The organism is Modestobacter excelsi, assembly GCF_005930495.1.
In the GTDB taxonomy this organism is placed as follows: domain Bacteria; phylum Actinomycetota; class Actinomycetes; order Mycobacteriales; family Geodermatophilaceae; genus Modestobacter; species Modestobacter excelsi.
In genome coordinates this window covers 21,923-45,006 of record NZ_SJEX01000027.1, presented here as the reverse complement: position 1 = coordinate 45,006, position 23,084 = coordinate 21,923, and the positions used below count along the sequence as shown (strand labels likewise).

Below are 23,084 nucleotides of genomic sequence, written 5' to 3'. Positions count from 1 at the left end.
GGTTTCTTCATGTCTGGGCCAGATTGCGACACCCCTCGGGAGGACCCGTGGCCACCGACTTGGACTTCCACGTCTTCGACACGACCCTGCGCGACGGTGCGCAGCGCGAGGGGGTGAGCTGGTCGGTCGCCGACAAGCTCGCCGTCGCGCGGCTGCTCGACGAGATCGGCGTCGGCTTCATCGAGGGCGGGTGGCCGGGAGCGCTGCCGAAGGACACCGAGTTCTTCGCGCGGGCCCGGACCGAGCTGCGGCTGCGGCACGCCCAGCTCGTCGCGTTCGGGGCCACCCGCAAGGCCGGCGCCCGCGTGGAGGAGGACCCGCAGGTCCGGGCGCTGCTGGACGCGGGGACGCCGGTGGTCTGCCTGGTCGCCAAGTCCGACGTCCGGCACGTGCGCGAGGCGCTGCGCACCACGGTCGAGGAGAACCTGGCCATGGTCGCCGACACGGTCGCCTTCCTGGCCGGGCACGGACGGCGGGTCTTCGTCGACTGCGAGCACTTCTTCGACGGCTACGCCGCGGACCCGCACTACGGCGTGCAGGTGCTGGAGACGGCGTTCGCCGCCGGCGCGGAGGTCGGCGTCCTGTGCGACACCAACGGCGGCATGCTGCCGATGGGCGTGGGCCGGGTCGTCGCCGACGTCCGCGCCCGGACCAGCGGGCGGCTGGGCATCCACTGCCAGGACGACACCGGCTGCGCGGTGGCGAACTCGCTGGCCGCCGTCGAGGCCGGGGTCACCCACGTCCAGGGCACCGCCAACGGCTACGGCGAGCGGGCCGGGAACGCCGACACGTTCGCGCTGGTCGGCAACCTGGTCACCAAGATGGGGTTGCCGGTGGTGCCGGCCGAGTGCCTGGCCGAGCTCAAGCGGGTGAGCCACGCGATCGCCGAGCTGGCCAACATCGCGCCCGACGACCACCAGCCCTTCGTCGGCGCCTCGGCCTTCGCGCACAAGGCCGGCCTGCACGCCAGCGCGATCAAGGTCCGCCCGGAGCTGTACAACCACCTCGCGCCGGAGGTGGTCGGCAACGACATGCGCATCCTGGTCACCGAGATGGCCGGCCGGGCCTCGATCGAGCTCAAGGGCCGCGAGCTCGGGGTCGACCTCGCCGGGCAGGCCGACGCCATCGGTCGGGTCGTGGACCAGGTGAAGGTCCTGGAGGCCGACGGATGGTCCTTCGAGGCCGCCGACGCCTCCTTCGAGCTGCTGCTGCGCGCCCAGCTGCCCGATGCCCCCGAACCGCTGTTCGAGCTGGAGAGCTACCGGAGCTCCGTGGAGCACTGGGGCAACGGCATGGTCATCAGCGAGGCGACCGTCAAGGTGCACGTGGACGGCGAGCGGATCATCAGCACCGGCGAGGGCAACGGCCCGGTCAACGCGCTGGACAACGCCCTGCGCCAGGCGCTGGTCGGCCGCTACCCGCAGTTGGCCGACGTCTCGCTGGCCGACTACAAGGTGCGCATCCTCGGCTGGACCGGCGGCACCAGCGCTACCACCCGGGTGCTCATCGACAGCACCGACGGGGCGGGGGAGTGGACCACGGTCGGCGTCCACGACAACATCGTGGAGGCCTCCTGGCACGCGCTGGTCGACGCCTTGACCTACGCGGTGCGGCACCGGCCGGCGGACGTCAGCCGTACCGGCTGACGAAGTTGGCCAGCATCCGGCCCGGCTCGGTCACCACGGCGGCGGAGAGCGCGGCGACGAGCTGGTCCAGCTCTGCGGCCGGGAAGTAGCCGGCGTGCTGGTAGACGCGCACCCGCGTCAGGATGCCGGCCACGTCGAGCTCGGGGTGGAACTGCGTCGCGTAGACGTTGCGCTTCACCCGGAACATCTGCACCGGGCACGCCGGCGACGAGGCGAGCAGGACCGCGGACGCCGGCAGCGTGCGGCAGGCCTCCTTGTGGCCGACGAACGCGTCGAACCGCTCGGGGACGCCGGCCAGCAGCGGGTCCTCCGTGCCGGCGGGGGTCAGCGTGACGGGCACCGCGGACACCGGCTCGGCGAACGTCCGGTCCACGACGGCGCCCTGGTGCACGCCGAGGGTCCCGACGCCGTAGCAGGCGCCGAAGAAGGGCAGGTCGCGCTCGACGACCTCGTCCAGCAAGCCGTCCAGCTCCCGCTCGACCCGGCGCTGGACCGCGGACTTGCTCGGCGCCGGGTCGCTGGAGTTGAACGGTCCGCCGCCGAGGAAGACCCCCGAGAAGTCGTCGAGCCGCAGCTCGGGCAGGGGAGCGGCCTCCATCCGGATCTGCCGCAGCTGCTCGGCAGCCAGCCCGGTGCAGCGGAGGAACGCGGCGTGCTCGCCGTCCGCGGCCTCGTCCTCCGCACGGGAGGACAGCAGCAGGAAGGGCCTCACCGTCCGGATGCTAGGCGGGGGGCGGTGGCGGTCCTGGTGCCGGGTCGACCCGGCTCCGGAGCAGGCAGAACTCGTTGCCCTCGGGGTCGGCGAGCACGTGCCAGGTCATGGTGCCGCTCAGCGGTCCCTGACCGACGTCGACCGGGGTCGCGCCGAGCGCGAGCAGCCGCTCGAGCTCGGCGTCCTGGTCGCGGTCGGTCGCGTTGAGGTCCAGGTGCAGCCGGAGCTTGCCCGGCGTGGGCTCGGGCACCGGTGCGCAGAGGATCGTGGGGACGACGCCCTTCGGCGCCTGCCCGGGTGGGCCGACCTCGACCGCGCCGTCGTCCTCGGTGCCGACCACCTCGTAGCCGAGCACCTCCGCCCACCAGGCGGCGAGCCCGGCGGGGTCGCGGCAGTCCAGGACGAGTTCGGTGATCCGGCTGGCCATGGCGCACGGTAGCCGGGTTGGGCACCCCGACTAACCTCGGGACGTGCGCATCGTCCGCTTCGCCCACCCAGCCGGCATGTCCTTCGGGGTCCTCGACGGGGACGGCCAGGTCGCCCAGATCGAGGGGCACCCCTTCGGCCAGATCTCCTTCACCGGCCAGCGGTACGCCGCCGCCGACGTCCGGCTGCTCTCCCCGATCCTGCCCAGCAAGGTCGTCGGCGTCGGGAAGAACTACGCCGAGCACGTCAAGGAGATGGCCACCGGCGACGCGCCGGCGGAACCGCTGATCTTCCTCAAGCCCTCCACCTCGGTGATCGGTCCGGGCGACGCCATCCGCATCCCGGCCGGCAGCACCAACGTGCACCACGAGGTGGAGCTCGCCGTCGTCATCGGCGCCCGTGGCGCGCGCTCGGTCACCCCGGAGCAGGCGATGGCCAGCGTGTTCGGTTACACGATCGGCAACGACGTCTCCGAGCGGGACATGCAGAAGAGCGACGGCCAGTGGACCCGGGCCAAGGGCTTCGACTCCTTCTGCCCGCTGGGCCCGTGGATCGAGACCGACCTGGCCGGGCTGGGCAAGGACCCGGCCGACCTCGAGATCAGCTGCCAGGTCGACGGCGAGCTGCGGCAGTCCGGCCGCACCAGCCAGCTGCTGTTCGGGCTGCCCACCCTGATCTCCTACATCTCCCAGGTGATGACGCTGCTGCCGGGCGACGTGGTGCTCACCGGCACGCCCTCCGGTGTCGGGCCGATCGCCCCCGGGCAGCGGGTCGAGTGCACGATCGAGGGGCTGGGCACGCTCACCAACTCCGTCGCCGGCGCCGACCGGACCTCCACCGCGGGGGGCGACCGATGACGGCTCCGCAGGTCGAGCCGGGCGTCGTCCGCACCCGTTTCTGCCCCTCGCCGACCGGCATGGTGCACGTCGGGCTGATGCGCACCGCGCTGTTCAACTGGGCGCACGCCCGGCACACCGGCGGGCAGCTGGTCTTCCGGATCGAGGACACCGACGCCTCGCGCGACTCCGAGGAGTCCTACCGGCACCTGCTGGACAGCCTGCACTGGCTGGGCGTCGACTGGGACGAGGGCCCCGAGGTCGGCGGCCCGCACGGGCCGTACCGGCAGTCGGAGCGGCACGAGGTCTACCGGGACGTCGCCGCCCGGCTGCTGGCGGCCGGCCACGCCTACGAGTCCTTCTCCACCAACGAGGAGGTCGACGCCCGGCGGCTCGCCGCCGGGCAGGACCCCAAGCTCGGCTACGACAACGCCGACCGGTACCTCACCGACGCGCAGAAGAGCGCGTTCCGGGACGAGGGGCGCCAGCCCGTGCTGCGGTTGCGGATGCCCGACGAGGCGCTCGGCTGGACCGACCTGGTCCGCGGCGAGGTGAGCTTCGCGGCGGGGACGGTGCCGGACTTCGTGCTGGTCCGCGGCAACGGCGCCCCGCTGTACCCGTTCGTGAACCCGGTCGACGACGCCCTGATGGGCATCACCGACGTGCTGCGCGGTGAGGACCTGCTGCCCTCCACCCCGCGCCAGCTCGCGCTGTACGCGGCGCTCACCGACATCGGCGTCGCCGCCGGCACGCCGCGGTTCGGCCACCTGCCCTACGTGATGGGCGAGGGCACCAAGAAGCTGTCCAAGCGCGACCCGCAGGCCAACTTCGACGTCTACCCCGAGCGCGGCTTCCTGCCCGAGGGCCTGACCAACTACCTGGCCCTGCTGGGCTGGTCGATCGCCGAGGACCGCGACGTGTTCTCGCCGGCCGAGCTGGTCGAGGCCTTCGACGTCACCCGGGTCAGCGCCAACCCGGCCCGCTTCGACCTGAAGAAGGCCGAGGCGATCAACGCCACCCACCTGCGGGCGCTGCCGGTCGAGGAGTTCATCAGCCGGGTCACGCCGTACCTGGCCGGTGCCGGGCTGGTGGCCGACCCGCCGACCGCGGAGCAGGGCGCCGTGCTCGCCCAGATCGCGCCGCTGGCCCAGGAGCGGATGATCGTGCTGTCCGACGCGGTGGGGCTGCTCGGCTTCCTGTTCACCGACGGCGTCGAGATCGAGCCGGCCGCCGCGGAGAAGCAGCTCGGGGCCGGTGCCGGTGAGGTGCTCGACGCGGCCACCGCGGCGCTGCAGGCGCTACCGGAGTGGACGACGCCGTCCATCGAGACCGCCCTCAAGGACGCCCTCGTCGAGGGCCTGGGCCGCAAGCCGCGGCAGGCGTTCGGCCCGGTGCGGGTGGCGGTCAGCGGTCGCACGGTGTCGCCGCCGCTGTACGAGTCGATGGAGCTGCTGGGTCGCGAGCGCACGCTGACCCGGCTCGCAGCCGCCCGCGGGGCAGCGACCGGATGACCGCGGGGGGCTGGGGCGCGTCGCCGCCGGAGCAGCCGTACAGCGGTCCGCCGCCGACCGGCCGCTACGGCGCGCCGCCCCAGGTCCCCGTGGGCGTCCCTGGCCCGGCGTGGGGCCCTCCGTGGAGTCCTACGCCGTGGGGCGGCCCGCCGTGGGGCGTCCCGCCGTGGGGCGTCCCGCCGTGGGGCGTCCCGCCGTGGGGCGTCCCGCCGTGGGGCGTCCCCCCGTGGGGTGCGCCGCCGCCCGTCCCCGCCCGTGGGCCGGGACGGGCGGTCACCCCGCCGGGCGCCCCGCCGTTCGACACCCCGCAGCCCTTCGCGCTGCTGATGCGGGCCCGGGACTGGGCGTGGTGGCGACCGCTGCTCGGCTTCCTGCTGTTCACCGTGCTCTACATGGTCGCCGCCCTCGTCCTGGTCTTCGTCGTGCTGGCGACCGGGGTGGTGCCCGACCTGGCGCTGCTCGACCTCACCGACGTCGCCGTCCTGCTGGTCACCAACCTCTCGCTGATCGTGGCCATCCCGATCGTCTGGGTGTGCTGGCTGGTCCCGCACGGGCTGGGCATCGGCTGGTCCTCCTCCGTGCTGGGCTGGCTGCGCTGGCGGCTGTTCCTGCCCGTGACCTGGCGGGCGCTGGCCACCCTCGGGGTGGCGGTCGCCCTCGGCCTGCTGATCGCGGTGGTGGCCACCGGTGTGGAGGTCACCGGACCGGGCCCGTCGTTCGGGTGGATGCTGCTGGTCGTCCTCACCACGACGCCGCTGCAGGCCGCCGCGGAGGAGTACGTCTTCCGCGGGTACCTGAGCCAGGCCATCGCCGGTTGGATCGGCCGCCCGGTGGTCGGGGCCGCCGTCGCCGGGGTGGTGTCGGCGGCGCTGTTCTCCGCCGCCCACGCCCCGCCGGACTTCCAGACCTTCCTCTACCGCTTCGCCATCGGGCTCGCGCTCTCCGCGGCGGTCTGGCTGACCGGCGGGCTGGAGGCCTCCATCGCATTGCACGCCGTCAACAACGTGGTGATCTTCCTGCTGGCCGGCGCGCTGGGCGACCGGGCGGCCGCCGCCGAGCCGGGCGGCGTCCTCGGCTGGGCCACCAGCCTCCTCGGCATCCTCGGCATGGCCGCGTTCGTCGTGTGGCTGGCCCGCTCCCGGCCCCAGCTGCGACCGGAGCTGCTCAGCCCGGCCGTGGACCTGCGCCCGGGCGCCGGGCCGATCGGCGGGCGCCCCGCGGGCCCGCCCGGCTGGGTGCCCGGCCCGCCGCCGGCCTGGGGATGACGCGCGGGACAGGGGCCCCGCGAGGCCCACCCGGGGCATCAGGTACAGTTCTCTCCCGGCGCCGAAAGGTGCTGCACGGCCTTGGGGTATGGGGTAATTGGCAGCCCGACGGTTTCTGGTTCCGTTAGTCTAGGTTCGAGTCCTGGTACCCCAGCGAGGAAGATCCACCTCCTCAGCACGACCGCACCACAGCACCACCGAGCAGCACCAGCACTGCCTGGGGCCCCGTCGTCTAGCGGCCCAGGACGCCGCCCTCTCACGGCGGTAGCGAGGGTTCGAATCCCTTCGGGGCTACACGAGACGGAGCTCCCGACCCATCCGGGTCGGGAGCTCTCGTCGTCTCCGGACTCCTGCGCGCGTCGCCCGGCCGCACGTGCCAGGATCGACGGCGCGATCACGGCCCCGTCGTCTAGCGGCCCAGGACGCCGCCCTCTCACGGCGGTAGCGAGGGTTCGAATCCCTTCGGGGCTACACCGGGCGAGAGCCCCCGACCCGATCCGGGTCGGGGGCTCCCGTACTCCTGGTCACCCTGCGTCGCTGGTTGCGGTCACCAACTTGATGATCGGACCGTGCGCCGGTGCTAGCGTTCCGTCGCTGATCAACACGCCGCACCACCGTGCCCCGTCTGACGGCTGACAAGCGGTCCCAGCTGCCTCCATGCTGGGCGCCCGATACCTGAGCACCTGGAGGTACCACCGTGGTCCTCGCAGCGGACGACACCCTGCGGCTCGACGCCAACGCCGTCGACTACGCGCTCGTCGTCGCCTACTTCGCCGTCGTCCTGCTCATCGGCTTCGCCGCCCGCCGCCGGGTGTCGGACAGCCTCGACTTCTTCCTCTCCGGCCGCTCGCTGCCCGCCTGGGTGACCGGGCTGGCCTTCATCTCGGCCAACCTCGGTGCCGTCGAGATCATCGGCATGTCGGCCAACGGGGCCCAGTTCGGCATGGCCACGTTCCACTACTTCTGGATCGGCGCCGTCCCCGCGATGCTGTTCCTGGGCGTCGTGATGATGCCCTTCTACTACGGCTCCAAGGTGCGGAGCGTCCCGGAGTTCATGCGCCGCCGGTTCGGCACCGGCGCCCACCTGGTCAACGCGCTGAGCTTCGCGCTGGCCCAGCTGCTCATCGCCGGCATCAACCTCTACCTGCTGGCGACCGTCGTGAACGCGCTGCTGGGCTGGCCGCTGTGGCTGGGGCTGCTCATCGCCGCAGCGATCGTGCTCAGCTACATCACCCTGGGCGGGCTGTCGGCGGCCATCTACAACGAGGTCCTGCAGTTCTTCGTCATCGTCGCCGCGCTGCTGCCGCTGACGCTGCTCGGTCTGCACCGCGTGGGTGGCATCGGGGGCCTCATCGACAAGGTCCAGGCCGCACCCGGCGGGGACGAGCAGCTGAAGTCCTGGCCCGGCACGGGCCTGACGGCGATCGAGAACCCGGTGCTGTCGGTCATCGGCATCGTCTTCGGCCTGGGCTTCGTGCTCTCCTTCGGCTACTGGACGACGAACTTCGTCGAGGTGCAGCGGGCGATGGCGACCAAGTCGATGTCCGCGGCCCGGAGCACCCCCATCATCGGGTCGTTCCCGAAGATGTTCATCCCGTTCATCGTGATCGTCCCGGGCATCATCGCCGCGGTGCTGATCCCCTCGATCAGCGAGGCGAAGGCCACCGGCGGCACCGTCGACTACAACAACTCGATCCTGATGCTGATGGAGGCGGTGCTGCCGAACGGGCTGCTGGGCGTGGCCATCGCCGGCTTGCTGGCCGCCTTCATGGCCGGCATGGCGGCGAACATCTCGGCCTTCAACACGGTGTTCAGCTACGACCTGTGGCAGCAGTACGTGAAGAAGGACAAGCCGGACGGTTACTACCTGATGATCGGCCGGGTGGCGACCGTCGGGGCGACGGTCATCGCCATCTTCACCGCGTTGATCGCCTCGAACTACAACAACCTGATGAACTACCTGCAGACGCTCTTCGGCTTCTTCAACGCCCCGCTGTTCGCCACGTTCATCGTCGGGATGTTCTGGAAGCGGATGACCGCCACCGCCGGTTGGGCCGGCCTGGTGTCCGGCACGCTGGCCGCCGTGCTCGTCGCGTTCCTGAGCCAGGACGCCTTCGGCTCGGCGTCCCTGGGTGTGCTCTCACTCAGCGGTCAGGGCGCGAGCTTCGCCGCCGCCGGTGCGGCGTTCGTGGTCGACGTGCTGGTCAGCGTGGGGGTCAGCATGGTCACCGCACCGAAACCGGCCGCCGAGCTGGCCGGGCTGGTCTACTCCGAGACCCCGAAGGAGCAGCGCACCGACCCGGAGGCGCACCTGCTGCCCTGGTACCAGTCGCCTCCCAAGCTGGCCGGCATCTCCCTGGTGCTCGTCATCATCCTGAACCTCATCTTCCGCTGACCGCCGCCGGCGTTCCCCGACAGGAGCAGACATGAGCACCGCACACGGACAGGCCGGCGCGGACGGGCCGGAGTCGGGCACCTCGAGCCAGAAGCACACCGCGGGCGCCTACGACGTCCGCACCGTCATCGCCGGGCTGATCGGGCTGTACGGCATCGTGCTGACGATCATGGGCCTGGTCGGCGACAACGCCGACGACAAGGCGAAGACCGGCGACTGGAACGCGAACCTCTGGTCCGGGATCGTCATGATCATCGTCGCCGTGGCGTTCGCCCTCTGGCTGTGGCTGCGGCCGATCGTCGTCGATCCCGTGGCCCTGGAGAAGGAGAAGGGCGAGGGCACCAGCGACGGCTCGGACGCAGCCCCCCACTGAGGAAGGACTCGGTCCGGAGGCTCAGCGGGCGAGGACGGTGACCGGCACGCGCTGCACCAGGTTGTTGGCCATGCCCTGGCGGTTCCAGCGCTGCTCGACCGGCTGCGCCTCCCCGGTCGCGTCGGTCGCCCGCACCAGCAGGTCGGTGGAGCCCGCCTCCGCCGTCCAGGCGAACGACCACGACCGCCAGGCGAAGGGGTGCGCCGGATCGGCCGCGGCGAGCTCCGCGCCGGACCAGCTCGCCCCGCCGTCGGTGCTCACCTCCACGGCGGTGACCGGGGCGCGGCCCGACCAGGCCCGCCCGGTCAGGGTCACCGGCCCGGCCGGCACGAACCGCTCGCGGGTCATGAAGTCGGGGAAGCCGGGTGGGCTCATCAGGGCCCGCGGCCGGATCCGGGTGACCGGGTCGCCGGGGTCGCCGGCCTCGGTGGCGATCCGGTAGGCGGTCGCGTTCTGGTAGCCGGTGAAGGGCTCGGTGAGCACCTCGATCCGGGTCAGCCACTTCACCTGGGCCATGCCGTACCAGCCCGGGACGACGAGCCGCAGCGGAGCGCCGTGCTGCGGGGGCAGCGCCGCGCCGTCCATCGCCCAGGCCAGCAGCGCGTCCGGTCGCAGCGCCTCGGTGACCGGCAGGCCGCGGGCGTAGTCCTGCTCGACGCCGCGTTCCACCCCGTGGTCGGCGCCGGTGAACACGACGTCGACGGCGTCGGGGGAGAGGCCGGCCTCGTGCAGCAGCGGGGCGAGGGGCGTGCCGCTCCACTCCGCCGTCCCCACCGCCTCGAGCAGCCAGGGCTGGCTCACCGGTCGCGGCTCGAACCGGGCGCGGCCGTTGCCGGCGCACTCCAGCGTCACCCGGGCCGCGGCGCCGGCGCGCCGCTGCAGGTCGGCGAGGGTGAGCTGGAGCGGCCGCTCGACGGCGCCGGTGACCTGCAGCGCCCAGTCCGCCGGGTCGAGGGCGGGGATGTCGTAGTGCGTGAGCACGTAGTGCAGCCCCGGCGGGGTCACGTCCCAGCGCAGCGCCTCGAGCGGGAGGCCGTGGTTGCGCGTGGCCAGGGCGAGCTCGTCGAGCCCGATGCCCTCACCGGGCCCGGCGATGCGGGCGTGACCTGTGCTCATAGCCAGACCTGTGCTCATGGCCATAGGTCAGTGTGGACCCTCGGCCCCCTTCCAGGGGCCCGCCCTGAGCTCGCGAAGGGTGGGGAGGAAGGGGGTCCTTCAGCAGCGGGCCGCGCGGGAGATCGCCACGGCCGCCTCGAGCACCGCGGTGACCACCTCCGGGCTCGGCCGGCGGCCCAGCCGCTCCACCGGCCCGGAGATCGACACCGCGCCCAGCACCCCGCCGGCCCCGTCCCGCACCGGCGCGGAGAGCGACGCGACGCCGGCCTCCCGCTCGGCGACGCTGTGCGCCCAGCCGCGGCGGCGGACGTCCAGCAGCGTCCGGGCGGTGAAACTCGCCGCCGGCAGCAGGGGGGTGACCTCCTCGGCGGGGGCGAAGGCGAGCAGGGCGTGCGCGGCCGAGCCCGCGGTCAGCGGCAGCCGGGCGCCGACGGGCACGGTGTCGCGCAGCCCCGAGGAGCGTTCCGCGGCGGCGATGCAGATCCGGCTGCCGCCGTCGCGCACGTAGAACTGCGCGCTCTCGCCCGTGGCGTCCCGCAGCGCGCTGAGGTGCCGGCCGGCCAGCTCGGACAGGTCGGCACCGCCGCGGCCCAGCTCGGCGAGGGCCGGTCCGGGTGCCCACGCGCCGGCCGTGGTGCGCCGCAGCAGGCGGTGGGCCTCCAGCGCGGTCGCCAGCCGGTGCGCGGTGGCGCGGGGCAGTTCGGTCCGGGCGACCAGCTCGGCGAGGCTGGCCGGTTCGTCGGCCACGGCGCGGAGGATGGCCACGGCTTTGTCCAGGACCGCGACGGGGTTAGGCTGTCCCACGCAGCAATACTCTCATCTCATTGTATGAGATGGCAACGAGGAGGAGCTCCCATGGGCCAGACCCTGGCGCAGAAGGTGTACGAGTCCCACGTGGTCCGGCGGACGGCCGGGGAGCCCGACCTCCTCTACATCGACCTCCACCTCGTGCACGAGGTGACCAGCCCGCAGGCCTTCGACGGGCTGCGCGCGGCCGGACGCCGGGTGCGCCGGCCGGACCTGACGATGGCCACCGAGGACCACAACGTCCCGACGCTGGACATCCTGAGCCCCATCGCCGACCCGGTCAGCCGGGCGCAGGTGGAGGCGCTGCGCCGCAACGCCGCGGAGTTCGGCATCCGGCTGGCCCCGATGGGCGACCGCGACCAGGGCATCGTGCACGTCATCGGCCCGCAGCTGGGGCTGACCCAGCCGGGCATGACGATCGTCTGCGGCGACAGCCACACCTCCACGCACGGCGCCTTCGGCGCGCTGGCCTTCGGCATCGGCACCAGCGAGGTCGAGCACGTGCTGGCCACCCAGACGCTGCCGCAGTACCCGGCCAAGCAGATGTCGGTCACCGTCGACGGCGAGCTGCCCCCGGGCGTCTCGGCCAAGGACGTCATCCTCGCCGTCATCGCCGAGATCGGCACCGGCGGCGGCCAGGGCCACGTCATCGAGTACCGCGGCACCGCCATCGAGGGGCTGTCGATGGAGGCCCGGATGACGATCTGCAACATGTCGATCGAGGCCGGTGCCCGGGCCGGGCTGATCGCCCCGGACCAGACCACCTTCGACTTCCTGCAGGGCCGTCCGCACGCCCCGCAGGGCGCCGACTGGGACGCCGCCGTCGCGCACTGGTCGACGCTGCACACCGACCCCGACGCCGTCTTCGACCGCGAGGTGCACATCGACGCCGCGTCGCTGACCCCCTACGTCACCTGGGGCACCAACCCCGGGCAGGGGCTGCCGATCGGTGCCAGCGTGCCCGACCCGGCCCAGATCACCGACGAGAACGAGCGGCAGGCCGCCGAGTCCGCGCTGGCCTACATGGGCCTGACCGCCGGCACCCCGCTGCGCGAGATCGCGGTCGACACCGTCTTCCTCGGCTCGTGCACCAACGGCCGGATCGAGGACCTGCGGGTCGCCGCCGCGCTGCTGGCGGGCAAGCACGTCGACGCCTCCACCCGGATGCTCGTCGTCCCCGGCTCGGTGGCGGTCAAGCAGCAGGCCGAGGCCGAGGGCCTGGACCGGGTGTTCATCGACGCCGGGGCCGAGTGGCGGGGCGCCGGCTGCTCGATGTGCCTGGGCATGAACCCCGACCAGCTGAAGCCGGGGGAGCGCTCCGCCTCCACCAGCAACCGGAACTTCCAGGGCCGCCAGGGCAAGGGCGGACGCACCCACCTGGTCTCCCCGGCCGTCGCCGCGGCGACCGCGCTCACCGGCAAGCTCACCGCCCCTGCCGACCTCGAGATGGCTGGAGTCTGACCGCGATGGACGCCTTCACCATCCACACCGGCACCGCCGCCCCGCTGCGCCGCAGCAACGTCGACACCGACCAGATCATCCCGGCCGAGTACCTCAAGCGGATCACCCGCACCGGCTTCGAGGACGGGCTGTTCGTGGCCTGGCGGACCAACGAGCCGGACTTCGTGCTGAACCAGCCGCAGTACGCCGGCGCCTCGATCCTGGTCGCCGGTCCCGACTTCGGCACCGGTTCCTCCCGCGAGCACGCCAACTGGGCACTCCTGGACGGCGGGTTCCGGGTGGTCATCAGCCCCCGGTTCGCCGACATCTTCCGCAACAACTCGACCAAGGCCGGGCTGCTCACCGTCGTCCTGCCCGACGCCGACGTCGAGGCGCTGTGGGCGGCGGTCGAGGCGGACCCGGCGCTGCCGGTCACCGTCGACCTGCAGGCCGAGCAGGTCACCTACGGCGACGTCACCGTCCCGTTCCAGATCGACCCCTACACCCGCTGGCGGCTGCTCGAGGGCCTGGACGACGTCGGCCTCACCGAGCGGCACCTGGACGACATCAGCGCGTTCGAGGCGCAGCGCCCGGCCTGGCTGCCGCGGTCACTGCCGGCCTGAGTCAGGCCGGCAGCCGCCGGGCCGGCACCGGCGCCTCGCGGCCGCGCAGCTCCGCCACGGCCCGCCGCACGCGCTCGGCCGCGGCCAGGGCCTGCTCCCGGTCTCCCGTCACGACGGGCTCCGGACCGCACGTTCTGCGGCGTGGCGGTCGGCGGCGGGGTCGGCCGCGAAGTCGCGGTAGTAGTCGGCGGCCAGCGCGCCGGGCCGGCCGCCCAGCGCCCACACGCTGCCCTTGGCCGAGGGTGGCCACAGCGCACCGGCCGCGTCGTGCCAGCGCACGCCGAGCGCCAGCAGCACGGAGGGGATCGCCCCGCCCTGGCTGCAGACCACGGTGAGCCCGGCCGGGTCGGCCAGCAGCTGCTGCACCACCGCCAGCCCCGCCTCCGGGTCGGCGGTGAAGCCCTCCTCGCCCAGCTCGGGCACCTCGCCGACGGGGAGGCCGGTGGCCGCGGCCACCGGGGTCAGGGTCTCCCGGCAGCGCACCGGGGGGGCGGTCAGCAGCCGGGTCGGGGCGAAGGTGGGCAGCACGGCGGCCAGGCCGGCCGCCTGCGCCCGCCCGCGACGGTCCAGCGGGCGGGTCGCGTCCGGGCCGTCCCAGTCCGAGCGGTTCCCGGCCGAGGCGTGCCGCAGCAGCAGCAGCGCCGGCGAGCGGGGGACGTCGGTGCGGGCGAGGTCCTGCAGCACCGCGCGGTCGTGCTCGTGGCTGACCAGCGCCATGGCCGCCGGCATCGGCAGCCAGCGCAGCTCGTCGACCTCGTCGTTGGGGACGAACGTGCCGCCCACGGCCTCCATCACCCAGTAGTCGACCCGCTTGGGGCCGTTCCGCACGGTGTACCGGGTCTGCACGCTGCGCCGGCCGACCGCGACCTGCAGCCCGGTCTCCTCGCGGACCTCGCGGACCGCGGCGACCAGCGCGTGCTCGCCGGGGTCGAGCTTCCCCTTCGGCAGGGACCAGTCGTCGTACTTGGGCCGGTGCACCAGCGCGGTCTCCAGGACCCCGCCTGTCCCGGTGCGCCAGACCGCCCCGCCGGCGGCCGGGATGAGCACCCCCTGGTCAGCCAGCGCTCTCACCCCGCAGGGCGAGCAGCTCCGCCTGCGAGTCCCGGTCGCCGGTGCGCGTCCAGCTCGCGTCGCCGGCCAGCTGCCAGCTTCGCACGTCCGGCGCCATGTCCAGGTCGAAGACCCGCTGCAGCTGCCGCTGCGCCGCGGGGTCGTTGACCCGCAGCAGCACCTCGACCCGGCGGTCCAGGTTGCGGTGCATGAGGTCGGCGCTGCCCAGCCACCACTCCGGCGTCCCGGCGTTGGCGAAGTGCATGACCCGCGAGTGCTCCAGGAACCGCCCGACGATGGAGCGGACCCTGATGTTCTCGCTCAGCCCGGGCACCCCCGGCCGGAGCGTGCAGATGCCGCGGATGACCAGCTCCACCGGGACGCCGGCCTGCGACGCCTGGTAGAGCGCGTCGATGAGCTGCTCGTCGACCAGCGAGTTGACCTTGATCCGGATGCCCGCGGGCTTGCCCTCGGCGACGTGCCGGGCCTCGCGGCGGATCTTCTCCAGCAGCCCGGTGCGGATGCTGTGCGGAGCGACCAGCAGCGAGCGGTAGGTGGTCTGCCGGGAGTAGCCGGTCAGGGTGTTGAACAGGTCGGTGAGGTCGGCGCCCACCCGCGGGTCGGCGGTCAGGATGCCGACGTCCTCGTAGATGCGGGCCGTCTTGGGGTTGTAGTTGCCGGTGCCGAGGTGGCAGTACCGGCGGATCACGCCGTTCTCCATCCGTACCACCAGCGCGGTCTTGCAGTGCGTCTTCAGGCCGACCAGGCCGTAGACGACGTGGCACCCGGCGCGCTCCAGCGAGCGGGCCCAGCTGATGTTGGCCTCCTCGTCGAAGCGGGCCTTGATCTCCACCAGGACGACGACCTGCTTGCCCGCCTGCGCCGCCTCGATGAGCGCCGCGACGATCGGTGAGTCACCCGAGGTGCGGTACAGCGTCTGCTTGATCGCCAGCACGTTCGGGTCGGCCGCGGCCTGCTCGATGAACCGCTGCACGCTGGTGGCGAAGGAGTCGTAGGGGTGGTGCAGGAGCACGTCGCCCTCGCGCAGCGTGGCGAAGACGCTCTTGGGGGTCTCACCCTCGCTCAGCCGCGGGTGGGTCGCCGGGACGAACGGCTCGTCCTTGAGCTCGGGCCGGTCGATGTCGTAGAGCGCCATCAGCGACGCGAGGTCCAGCAGCCCGGGCACCGAGACGACGTCGGCCGGGCTGATCTCCAGCTCGTGCACCAGCACGTCGAGGATCTGCGGGTCGATGGACTCGGTGACCTCCAGCCGCACCGCGGGGCCGAAGCGGCGCTGGGCCAGCTCGCGCTCGAGGGCCTGGAGGAGGTCCTCGTCGCGGTCCTCCTCCACCTCGAGGTCGGCGTTGCGGGTGACCCGGAAGAGGTGGTGGTCGATCACGTCGAGGCCGGGGAACAGCGAGGTCAGGTGCGCGGCGATGAGGTCCTCGAGCGGCAGGAACACCGCCTCGCGGTCGGTGGCCGCCGCGACGGGGATGAACCGGGGCACGTTGTTGGGCACCTTCACCCGGGCGAACCGCGGGGCGCCGGTCTCCGGGTCGCGCACCGAGACGGCGAGGTTCAGCGACAGCCCGCTGATGTAGGGGAAGGGGTGCGCGGGGTCGACGGCCAGCGGGGTGAGCACCGGGAAGACCTGGTCGCGGAAGTACTCCCGCAGCCGCCTGGCGTCGGCCTCGCCGAGGTCGGACCAGTGCACGATCCGGATGCCCTGCTCCATGAGCCGGGGAGCGACGTCCTTGTCGAAGACGCTGGCGTGCCGGTGGACGAGGTCCTGGGTGCGCTCGGTCACCCGGGCCAGTTGCTCGCGGATGGTCAGCCCGTCGGGGGAGCGGACGCTGAGCCCGGTGCTCTGCCGGCGCTTGAGCCCGGCGATGCGGACCATGAAGAACTCGTCGAGGTTGCTGGCGAAGATGGACAGGAACTTGACCCGCTCGAGCAGCGGCAGGTCCTCGTCCTCGGCCAGTTCCAGCACACGGCTGTTGAAGTCCAGCCAGGACAGCTCCCGGTTGAGGAACCGGTCGGCGGGCAGCGGCGAGGGGGCGTCGGGCACGGGTCGATCCTGCCTCACGGAGGTGTCCAGGAGATGGACTCGGCAGCAGACCGCAGGAATGCGGTGGTCCGCGGGCCGGCCCCGATCCAGCAGGCCGCCTGGAGGTCGGCGGGGGTGTCGACGTCCTGGCGCAGACCGGGCCAGTCGCCGGTCAGCGGAACCGCCCCGCCGGCGGCGTGCGCGGCCGCCGACCCCCGGCCGAAGCGCGGGTCCAGCTCGCCGTCGCGGGCGGCCAGCAGCGTCGTCCCGCTGCCCAGCTCGTCGGCGACGAACGCCCGGGGCACCGCGCCCGCGGCCTGCAGGGCCTCGGTCAGCTCGGCCGGTCGCAGGGCCGGCAGGTCGGAGGAGAGCGCGGCGACCGGGCCGCCGGCGGCGGCCGCCCGGGCCCGGCGGGCGCCGTGGGCGAGCGCCGCGTTGAGGCCCGCGTCCGGCTCGTCCCGGACGGTGCGCGCGCCCAGCCCGGTGACCAGGGCAGCGGCCTGCGGCTCGTCGGTCACCACCAGCACCCCACCGACCGCCGGGCTGGCCAGCGCCGCAGCGACGGTGTCGGCCAGCAGCGCCAGGACCAGGTCCCGGTGCCCGGCGGGCGGCGCGTCCCCGAGCGTCGCGGTCAGCGGGGTCAGCCGGGTCTTCGCCGCGACCAGCCGCTTGGCCGGGACGACGACCGACCACCGTTGCACCTGACAAGCTCAGCACACCGCCGACCCGTCCCGCGAGGAGCACCCCGAGCATGCAGCCCGACCCCGCCCGCACCGCCGAGGTGGCCGCGGCCGCCGCGCCCTACCTGGAGTCGTGGCTGGAGCACCAGCGCCGCCGGTTGCGGGTCCCGGGGGTGCAGGCCGCCGTCCGGGTGGGGGACCGGCTGGTGCTGGACACCGCGCTGGGCGTCGCCGACCTCGACACCGGCGCGCCCCTGACACCGGCGCACCTGTTCCGGATCGCCTCGCACTCCAAGACGTTCACCGCCACCGCCGTCCTGCAGCTGGTCGAGGCCGGCCGGCTCCGGCTCGACGACCCGATCGCCGCCCTCGTGCCCGCGCTGGCCGGTACCGGCCTGGCCGAGGTCACCGTGCGCGAGCTGCTCGGCCACCAGGGCGGGGTGATCCGGGACGGCCGGGACAACGACCACTGGCAGCTGCTGCAGCCCTTCCCCGACGAGGCGCTGCTGCTGCGCACCGCCGCGGACGAGGGCGCGGTGCTGCAGCGCAACGAGCACTTCAAGTACTCCAACATCGGCTACTCGCTGCTGGGGCTGGCGATCGAGGCCGTCACCGGCACCGGCTACGGCGCCCACGTGCAGGCCGCCGTCGTCGACCGGCTCGGCCTGTCCGACACCGGCCCCGAGTGGGACCCGGCCCGGGCAGGGGAGTACGCCGCCGGGCACACCGGCCTGCTGGACGGCGAGGACGAGCGCGCGACCATCCCGCACGTCGACACCCGGGCGATGGCCTCGGCCACCGGCTTCTGGTCCACCGCGCGGGACCTGACCACCTTCGGCGCCGCGCACTTCGCCGGGGACCCCTCGCTGCTCAGCGAGGGCAGCAAGCGGCTGATGCGCCGCCGCGAGTCCGAGATCCGGGCGCACGGCGGCGAGCCCCGCCACTACGGCCTGGGGATGGACCTGCGCACCCTCGGCGAGCGGGAGCTCGTCGGGCACAGCGGCGGCTACCCCGGGCACATCACCCGCACCTGGATCGACCCGGCGGGCCAGGTCGTGGTCAGCGTGCTGACCAACGCCGTCGACGGCCCCGCCGACGCCCTGGCCCGGGGGCTGTTCGCGCTGCTGGACCTCGCGCTGGCCGCGCCGGAGGGCGTCGACCAGCCGCCGGCCGAGGAGCTGGCCCGCTACACCGGCCGGTTCGCCAACCTGTGGGGCGTCACCGACGTCGCGCTGCTCGGCGGCCGGCTGGTGCTGCTGCACCCGAGCGCGCCCGAGCCGACCGAGGAGCGCGCCGAGCTGACCGTGGAGGGCGCGGGCACGCTGCGGCTGGAGACCGTGGCCGGGTTCGGCTCCGCCGGCGAGACGGTGGAGTACGAGTGGGCCGCCGACGGCACGGTCGGCCGGGTGCGGGCCGGCGGCATCTCCTCCTGGCCGCTGGAGGTCTTCCGGAGCCGGCGCGCCGCGCAGGTGGCCGGGTGAGCGCACTGCTGCTGCGCCGCGCGCGGCTCGGTGCGGCGGTGCGGGACGTGCTCGTGGACACCGGACGCGTCCGGGCCGTCGCCGACGACCTCTCCGCCGGCGCCCCGGGGCTGCCCGAGCTGCCGGCCGGCACCGAGGTCGTGGACCTCGACGGGGGCACCCTGCTGCCCGGTCTGACCGACGCCCACGTGCACCTGGACCAGTGGGCCGCCGTGCGGCGCCGGATCGACGTCTCCGCCGCCCGGTCGGCCGCCGAGGCGGCCGCGCTGGTGGTGCACGGCCTCGGCGGTGTCCCGCCCGAGCCGGGGGCCCTGGTCCTGGGGCAGGGCTTCCGCGACGCGCTGTGGGCCCGGCCGCCGGACGCCGCCGCCCTGGACGCCGTCCTGCCCGGCGTGCCCGTGGTGCTCGCCAGCGGGGACATGCACACCGCCTGGCTCAGCTCCACCGCCGCGGAGCTGCTCGGGTTCGACGCGCCCACGGGGGTGGTCCGGGAGCACGCCGCGATGGAGGTGTTCGCCCGGGCCGGCGGGGTCCCCGACGACGTCCTGGACGGCTGGGTGCTGGAGGCGGCGTCCGCCGCCGCGGCCCGCGGGGTCACCGCCGTCGTCGACCTGGAGTACGGCGACCTGGTGACCACCTGGGCCCGGCGGGCCGCGCTGCGGCCGGGCGGGCCGGCGCTGCGGGTGCGCGCCGGGGTGTGGGTCGACCGGCTGGAGGAGACGATCGCGGCCGGGCTGCGCAGCGGCGACCCGCTGCCCGGCATCGGTGACCCGGTCGCGGCCGACCGGGTGCGGCTGGGGCCGCTGAAGGTCTTCGTCGACGGGTCGCTGGGCACCCGGACGGCGTTCTGCTCGCACGCCTACCCGGGCGCGACCCACCCGGAGGCGCACGGGCTGCTGCGCACGCCGCTGCCCGAGCTGGAGCGGCTGCTCCGCCGGGCGGGTGCGGCCGGCCTGGACCTGGCGGTGCACGCGATCGGTGACCGGGCGACCGCCGTCGCGCTGGACGGGTTCGCCGCGGCCGGCTGCACCGGGCGGATCGAGCACGCCCAGCAGGTGCACCCCGACGACCTGCCGCGCTTCGCCGAGCTGGGGGTGGTGGCCAGCGTCCAGCCGCGGCACGCCGTCGACGACCGGGACGCCGCCGACCAGCACTGGGCGGGCGCGACCGGGTGGGCCTTCCCGTACCGAGCGCTGGTGGAGGCCGGGGCGGGGCTGGTGCTTGGTTCCGACGCGCCGGTCGCGCCGCTGGACCCGTGGGACGGGATCGCCAGCGCCGTCCACCGGTCGCTGGACGAGCGGGCCGCATGGCACCCCGAGCAGCACCTGGACCTCGACGTCGCGCTCGCCGCGGCCAGCGGCGGCCGCCGCGCGGTGCGGGTCGGCGACGTCGCCGACCTGGTCGTGGTGGCCGAGCCGCCGGCCGCGGTGCTCGCCCGCGACGGCGTCCGCGGCCTGCGGGCGACGGAGGTCCAGGGCACCCTCGTGGCGGGTCGCTGGACGCACCGCAGCGGGCCGCTGGGCTGACCGACACCACCTCCGCACGGGGCCAGGTGCGGGCGCCGGCCACCCGGAGGGCAACATCATGAGCGGGGTCACGCCCGCCGACGTCCCGAGCAGGGCCGGCGGACCCGGACGACGGAGGAGGTGCGAGGTGCCGCAGGAGCTGCTCGTCCCGCGCCCGCCGCGCCGGGTCGCCCGCCGCCCGATCAGCTGGGCGTTCCGGTTCTGCGTGACGGTCGTCTACCCGGTGGCCTCGCTGCTGTTCCGGCTGCGCTACCGGCACCCGGACCGCATCCCGCCCACCGGCGGGGTGCTGCTGGTCGCCAACCACGTCTCGGTGCTCGACCCCCTCGCCTGCGCCCGGCTGGTCTGGGACAGCGGCCGGGTGCCGCACTTCCTGGCCAAGGAGTCGGTGTTCACCGGCCCCGCCGGCACGATCCTGCGCGCCGCCGGCCAGATCCCGGTCTCCCGGGGCACCAGCACCGCGATGTCCTCGGTGCACGCCGCCAAGGCCGAGCTCGACGCCGGCGAGCTCGTCGTCATCTACCCCGAGGGCTCGGTGACCCGCGACCCGGACTGGTGGCCGATGCAGGCCCGGTCCGGGGTGGCGCGGCTGGCGCTGTCCACCGACGCCGTCGTCCTGCCCGTCGCCCAGTGGGGGCCGCAGCTCGTGCACGACTACCACACCAGGCGGCTGCACCTGCGGCTGCGGACGCCGGCGGACTACCTGGTCGGCGAGCCGGTCGACCTCTCCGCCCACCGGGCCCGGGTGCGCGCCGGGCAGCCGCTCACCCCGGAACTGCTCCGCGAGGTGACCGACCTGCTGATGACCCGGGTCCGGGACCAGCTCGGCGAGCTCCGCCAGGAGCCCCCGCCCGCCGAGTTCGCCCCCCGGCCGGTGCGCCCGGCGCTCCCCGGGGAGGTGGCATGATCCGGGCCGCGGTGCTCGGCGCGGGCTCCTGGGGCACGACGTTCGCCAAGGTGCTGGCCGACGCCGGCTGCTCGGTGGCGCTGCACGCCCGCCGCCCCGCGCTGGTCGAGACGATCACGGCGACCCGGGAGAACGCCGACTACCTGCCCGGCGTGCGGCTGCCCGCGGCCGTGCGGGCCACCGTCGACCCGGCCGAGGCGCTGGACGGCGCGGACGTCGTCGTCCTCGCCGTGCCGAGCCAGACGCTGCGGGACAACCTGGCCAGCTGGGCGCCGCTGCTGCCGTCCGAGGCCTCGCTGCTCTCCCTGATGAAGGGCGTCGAGCTCGGCACCACCAAGCGGATGAGCGAGGTCATCTGCGAGGTGACCGGCGCCGGCGCGGACCGGGTCGCCGCGCTGTCCGGGCCGAACCTGGCCCGGGAGATCGCCGAGGAGCAGCCCTCGGCGACGGTCATCGCCTGCTCGGACACCGAGCGGGCCGAGCTGCTGCAGGCAGCCTGCGGCACTCCGTACTTCCGGCCCTACACCAACCCCGACCTGGTCGGCTGCGAGCTCGGCGGAGCGGTGAAGAACGTGATCGCGCTGGCCTGCGGGGTCGCCACCGGGCTGGGGTTCGGCGACAACACCCGGGCCTCGCTGATCACCCGCGGCCTCGCCGAGACCGCCCGGCTGGGCATGGCCCTGGGCGCCGACGTGACCACCTTCGCCGGTCTCGCCGGCCTCGGTGACCTGGTCGCGACGTGCTCATCGCCGCTGTCGCGCAACCGGACCTTCGGGGAGCACCTGGGCCAGGGCATGTCGGTGGCCGAGGTCCTGGAGATCACCAAGCAGACCGCCGAGGGGGTCAAGACCTGCCGCTCGGTGCTCGACCTGGCCCGCGCGCACGGGGTCGACGTGCCGATCACCGAGGCCGTCGTGCGGGTCTGCCACGAGGGGGAGTCGGCCGCCCAGATGGTGCGCGAGATGATGTCGAGAGAAGCCAAGCCCGAGTGACCGACGAGGGCGGCCGAGCCAGGACGACCCGGCCGGCCGAGCCCGAGTAGACCTCCCGGGTCGCTCAGACCCTTGGAGGACCGTTCGTGAGCACCCCCGACCTGCCCGCCGACCTCGGGGACGGCACCCGGCTGGTGCACGCCGGCGACGACCCGGCGGTGCCGGGCACCCCGTTGCGTCCCTCCCCGGTGTTCGCCGCGCCCTACCACTTGGGGGACCAGCCGCCGGGCTGGCAGGGCGCCGACGGGTACGCGCGGCCGGACAACCCGACGCTGCGGGTCTTCGAGCGGGCCGTCGGCGAGCTGGACGGCGGCGACTGCCTGTCCTTCGCCACCGGCATGGCGGCGATCAGCTCTGCCGTGCTGGCCCTGGTCCGGCCCGGTGACCGGGTGGTGCTGCCCTCCGACGGCTACTACGCGACCCGGGTGCTGGCCCGCGACGAGCTCGAGCGCTTCGGCCTGCAGGTCGACCTGGTGCCGACCCTGGAGATCGAGGACGTCGCCGCCCGCGGGGACCTCGACGGCGTCCGGCTGGTGCTGCTGGAGACCCCGAGCAACCCGCAGCTGGACGTCTGCGACATCGCCGCGGTCGCCCGGGCCACCCAGGCCGCCGGGGCGGTGCTGGCGGTCGACAACACCACCGCCTCGCCGATCGGCCAGCGCCCGCTCGCGCTGGGCGCGGACCTGACCATCGGGTCGGACACCAAGGCGCTCACCGGGCACAGCGACGTCCTGCTCGGGCACGTGAGCAGCGCGCCGACGGACACCGGCCGGGAGCTGAACACCCGGATCGCGGCCTGGCGGAAGACGACCGGCAACACCCCGGGCCCGTTCGAGGCCTGGCTGGCCCACCGGTCGATGAGCACCCTGGACCTGCGGCTGGCCCGGCAGGCCGCCAACGCCGCCGCCCTCACCGAGCTGCTCGCCGGGGCGCCCGCGGTGAGCGGTGTCCGGTGGCCGTGGCGGCCCGGCGACCCGTCCTACGCGCTCGCGACCACCCAGATGCTCCGGCCGAACGGCATCGTCTCCGCCGAGCTCGCCGACGAGGCGGCCGTGCAGCGGCTGGTCGCGGGCAGCCGGCTGCTGCTCGCCGCGACCAGCTTCGGCGGTGTGCACACCACGATCGACCGGCGCGCCCAGTGGGGCGGGGACGCCGTCCCGCCGGGGTTCGTCCGCTTCTCCTGCGGCATCGAGGACACCGCCGACCTCGTCGCGGACCTCACCTCGGCCCTCGCGGCGCTCGGCTAGGGTC

20 protein-coding genes and 3 tRNA genes are annotated in these 23,084 nt (G+C 74.2%); 16 read left to right on the top strand and 7 right to left on the bottom strand.

Annotation, left to right across the window (positions count from 1 at the left end; all coding sequences use genetic code 11):
* The first annotated feature begins 47 nt into the window (after positions 1 to 47).
* Positions 48 to 1,646, top strand: coding sequence for a citramalate synthase (gene cimA, locus FHL80_RS11280; RefSeq protein ID WP_216870627.1), 1,599 nt, complete (start codon positions 48 to 50; stop codon positions 1,644 to 1,646).
* Here cimA and FHL80_RS11275 read toward each other — a convergent pair.
* Together FHL80_RS11275 and FHL80_RS11270 are read right to left on the bottom strand one after the other, a co-directional pair.
* On the bottom strand, positions 1,630 to 2,358 hold the full coding sequence (locus FHL80_RS11275; protein ID WP_138733508.1) for a glutamine amidotransferase: 729 nt from the start codon (positions 2,356 to 2,358) through the stop codon (positions 1,630 to 1,632). The genes cimA and FHL80_RS11275 overlap by 17 nt on opposite strands.
* 10 nt (positions 2,359 to 2,368) lie before the next feature.
* Positions 2,369 to 2,785: a VOC family protein gene (locus tag FHL80_RS11270; protein ID WP_138733507.1), complete on the bottom strand. Its 417-nt coding sequence runs from the start codon at positions 2,783 to 2,785 to the stop codon at positions 2,369 to 2,371.
* Between the two features lie 43 nt (positions 2,786 to 2,828).
* On the opposite strand from FHL80_RS11270, the gene FHL80_RS11265 reads away from it, so the two are divergent.
* The 8 genes from FHL80_RS11265 (at position 2,829) to FHL80_RS11225 (ending at position 9,164) form a co-directional block, all read left to right on the top strand.
* Positions 2,829 to 3,641, top strand: a complete 813-nt coding sequence (locus tag FHL80_RS11265; RefSeq protein WP_138733506.1) for a fumarylacetoacetate hydrolase family protein — start codon at positions 2,829 to 2,831, stop codon at positions 3,639 to 3,641.
* Entirely contained in the window at positions 3,638 to 5,131 is a 1,494-nt protein-coding gene (gltX, locus tag FHL80_RS11260; protein ID WP_138733505.1) for a glutamate--tRNA ligase, read from the top strand. Before FHL80_RS11265 ends, gltX begins: the two co-directional genes overlap by 4 nt.
* Entirely contained in the window at positions 5,128 to 6,396 is a 1,269-nt protein-coding gene (locus tag FHL80_RS11250; protein ID WP_216870626.1) for a CPBP family intramembrane glutamic endopeptidase, read from the top strand. The genes gltX and FHL80_RS11250 overlap by 4 nt, the downstream gene beginning before the upstream one ends.
* 82 nt (positions 6,397 to 6,478) lie before the next feature.
* A tRNA-Gln gene (locus FHL80_RS11245) sits at positions 6,479 to 6,550 on the top strand.
* Between the two features lie 67 nt (positions 6,551 to 6,617).
* A tRNA-Glu gene (locus FHL80_RS11240) sits at positions 6,618 to 6,690 on the top strand.
* Positions 6,691 to 6,794: 104 nt separating this feature from the next.
* Positions 6,795 to 6,867: transfer RNA gene (locus FHL80_RS11235), tRNA-Glu, on the top strand.
* Positions 6,868 to 7,093: 226 nt separating this feature from the next.
* A complete protein-coding gene (locus FHL80_RS11230; RefSeq protein WP_138733503.1) occupies positions 7,094 to 8,791 on the top strand; it encodes a sodium:solute symporter family protein in 1,698 nt (565 codons plus the stop codon).
* 31 nt (positions 8,792 to 8,822) lie between these two features.
* A complete protein-coding gene (locus FHL80_RS11225) occupies positions 8,823 to 9,164 on the top strand; it encodes a hypothetical protein (protein ID WP_216870625.1) in 342 nt (113 codons plus the stop codon).
* Positions 9,165 to 9,185: 21 nt separating this feature from the next.
* On the opposite strand, the gene FHL80_RS11220 is transcribed toward FHL80_RS11225, so the two are convergent.
* Positions 9,186 to 10,280 carry a sulfite oxidase gene (locus FHL80_RS11220; protein ID WP_246078613.1) on the bottom strand — a complete coding sequence of 365 codons (1,095 nt, stop codon included), beginning with the start codon at positions 10,278 to 10,280 and terminating at the stop codon, positions 9,186 to 9,188.
* 99 nt (positions 10,281 to 10,379) lie between these two features.
* Entirely contained in the window at positions 10,380 to 11,084 is a 705-nt protein-coding gene (locus FHL80_RS11215; RefSeq protein WP_138733501.1) for an IclR family transcriptional regulator domain-containing protein, read from the bottom strand.
* Positions 11,085 to 11,135: 51 nt separating this feature from the next.
* Here FHL80_RS11215 and leuC point away from each other — a divergent pair, with 51 nt between their 5' ends.
* Together leuC and leuD are read left to right on the top strand one after the other, a co-directional pair.
* A complete protein-coding gene (gene leuC / locus FHL80_RS11210; RefSeq protein WP_138733500.1) occupies positions 11,136 to 12,548 on the top strand; it encodes a 3-isopropylmalate dehydratase large subunit in 1,413 nt (470 codons plus the stop codon).
* A gap of 5 nt (positions 12,549 to 12,553) precedes the next feature.
* A complete protein-coding gene (leuD, locus tag FHL80_RS11205; RefSeq protein ID WP_138733499.1) occupies positions 12,554 to 13,150 on the top strand; it encodes a 3-isopropylmalate dehydratase small subunit in 597 nt (198 codons plus the stop codon).
* A gap of 108 nt (positions 13,151 to 13,258) precedes the next feature.
* On the opposite strand, the gene FHL80_RS11200 is transcribed toward leuD, so the two are convergent.
* The 3 genes from FHL80_RS11200 to cofC are packed head-to-tail and all read right to left on the bottom strand — an operon-like array spanning position 13,259 to position 16,948.
* Positions 13,259 to 14,221: an NUDIX hydrolase gene (locus FHL80_RS11200; RefSeq protein WP_138733498.1), complete on the bottom strand. Its 963-nt coding sequence runs from the start codon at positions 14,219 to 14,221 to the stop codon at positions 13,259 to 13,261.
* Complete coding sequence (locus FHL80_RS11195) at positions 14,205 to 16,268, bottom strand: RNA degradosome polyphosphate kinase (RefSeq protein ID WP_138733497.1); 2,064 nt, start codon at positions 16,266 to 16,268, stop codon at positions 14,205 to 14,207. The genes FHL80_RS11200 and FHL80_RS11195 overlap by 17 nt, the downstream gene beginning before the upstream one ends.
* A gap of 14 nt (positions 16,269 to 16,282) precedes the next feature.
* Positions 16,283 to 16,948, bottom strand: a complete 666-nt coding sequence (cofC, locus tag FHL80_RS11190) for a 2-phospho-L-lactate guanylyltransferase (RefSeq protein ID WP_138733496.1) — start codon at positions 16,946 to 16,948, stop codon at positions 16,283 to 16,285.
* A 50-nt stretch (positions 16,949 to 16,998) separates the two neighbouring features.
* Between cofC and FHL80_RS11185 the strand changes: the two genes are divergently transcribed.
* From FHL80_RS11185 to FHL80_RS11165, 5 genes are all read left to right on the top strand, one after another.
* Positions 16,999 to 18,408: a serine hydrolase domain-containing protein gene (locus FHL80_RS11185; protein WP_138733495.1), complete on the top strand. Its 1,410-nt coding sequence runs from the start codon at positions 16,999 to 17,001 to the stop codon at positions 18,406 to 18,408.
* A complete protein-coding gene (locus FHL80_RS11180) occupies positions 18,405 to 19,934 on the top strand; it encodes an amidohydrolase (protein WP_138733494.1) in 1,530 nt (509 codons plus the stop codon). The genes FHL80_RS11185 and FHL80_RS11180 overlap by 4 nt, the downstream gene beginning before the upstream one ends.
* Positions 19,935 to 20,061: 127 nt before the next feature.
* Complete coding sequence (locus FHL80_RS11175; RefSeq protein WP_138733493.1) at positions 20,062 to 20,841, top strand: lysophospholipid acyltransferase family protein; 780 nt, start codon at positions 20,062 to 20,064, stop codon at positions 20,839 to 20,841.
* Positions 20,838 to 21,833: an NAD(P)H-dependent glycerol-3-phosphate dehydrogenase gene (locus FHL80_RS11170; RefSeq protein ID WP_138733492.1), complete on the top strand. Its 996-nt coding sequence runs from the start codon at positions 20,838 to 20,840 to the stop codon at positions 21,831 to 21,833. The genes FHL80_RS11175 and FHL80_RS11170 overlap by 4 nt, the downstream gene beginning before the upstream one ends.
* Before the next feature lie 86 nt (positions 21,834 to 21,919).
* Positions 21,920 to 23,080, top strand: coding sequence for a cystathionine gamma-lyase (locus FHL80_RS11165; protein ID WP_138733491.1), 1,161 nt, complete (start codon positions 21,920 to 21,922; stop codon positions 23,078 to 23,080).
* Positions 23,081 to 23,084 lie beyond the last annotated feature (4 nt).

Bases quoted from the DNA above. Each gene is read 5' to 3' on its own strand.
- FHL80_RS11270 (WP_138733507.1), bottom strand. From the start codon at position 2,785: ATGGCCAGCCGGATCACCGAACTCGTCCTGGACTGCCGCGACCCCGCC.
- gltX (WP_138733505.1), top strand. From the start codon at position 3,638: ATGACGGCTCCGCAGGTCGAGCCGGGCGTCGTCCGCACCCGTTTCTGC.
- FHL80_RS11250 (WP_216870626.1), top strand. From the start codon at position 5,128: ATGACCGCGGGGGGCTGGGGCGCGTCGCCGCCGGAGCAGCCGTACAGC.
- FHL80_RS11225 (WP_216870625.1), top strand. From the start codon at position 8,823: ATGAGCACCGCACACGGACAGGCCGGCGCGGACGGGCCGGAGTCGGGC.
- FHL80_RS11220 (WP_246078613.1), bottom strand. From the start codon at position 10,280: ATGAGCACAGGTCACGCCCGCATCGCCGGGCCCGGTGAGGGCATCGGG.
- leuC (WP_138733500.1), top strand. From the start codon at position 11,136: ATGGGCCAGACCCTGGCGCAGAAGGTGTACGAGTCCCACGTGGTCCGG.
- leuD (WP_138733499.1), top strand. From the start codon at position 12,554: ATGGACGCCTTCACCATCCACACCGGCACCGCCGCCCCGCTGCGCCGC.
- FHL80_RS11185 (WP_138733495.1), top strand. From the start codon at position 16,999: ATGCAGCCCGACCCCGCCCGCACCGCCGAGGTGGCCGCGGCCGCCGCG.
- FHL80_RS11170 (WP_138733492.1), top strand. From the start codon at position 20,838: ATGATCCGGGCCGCGGTGCTCGGCGCGGGCTCCTGGGGCACGACGTTC.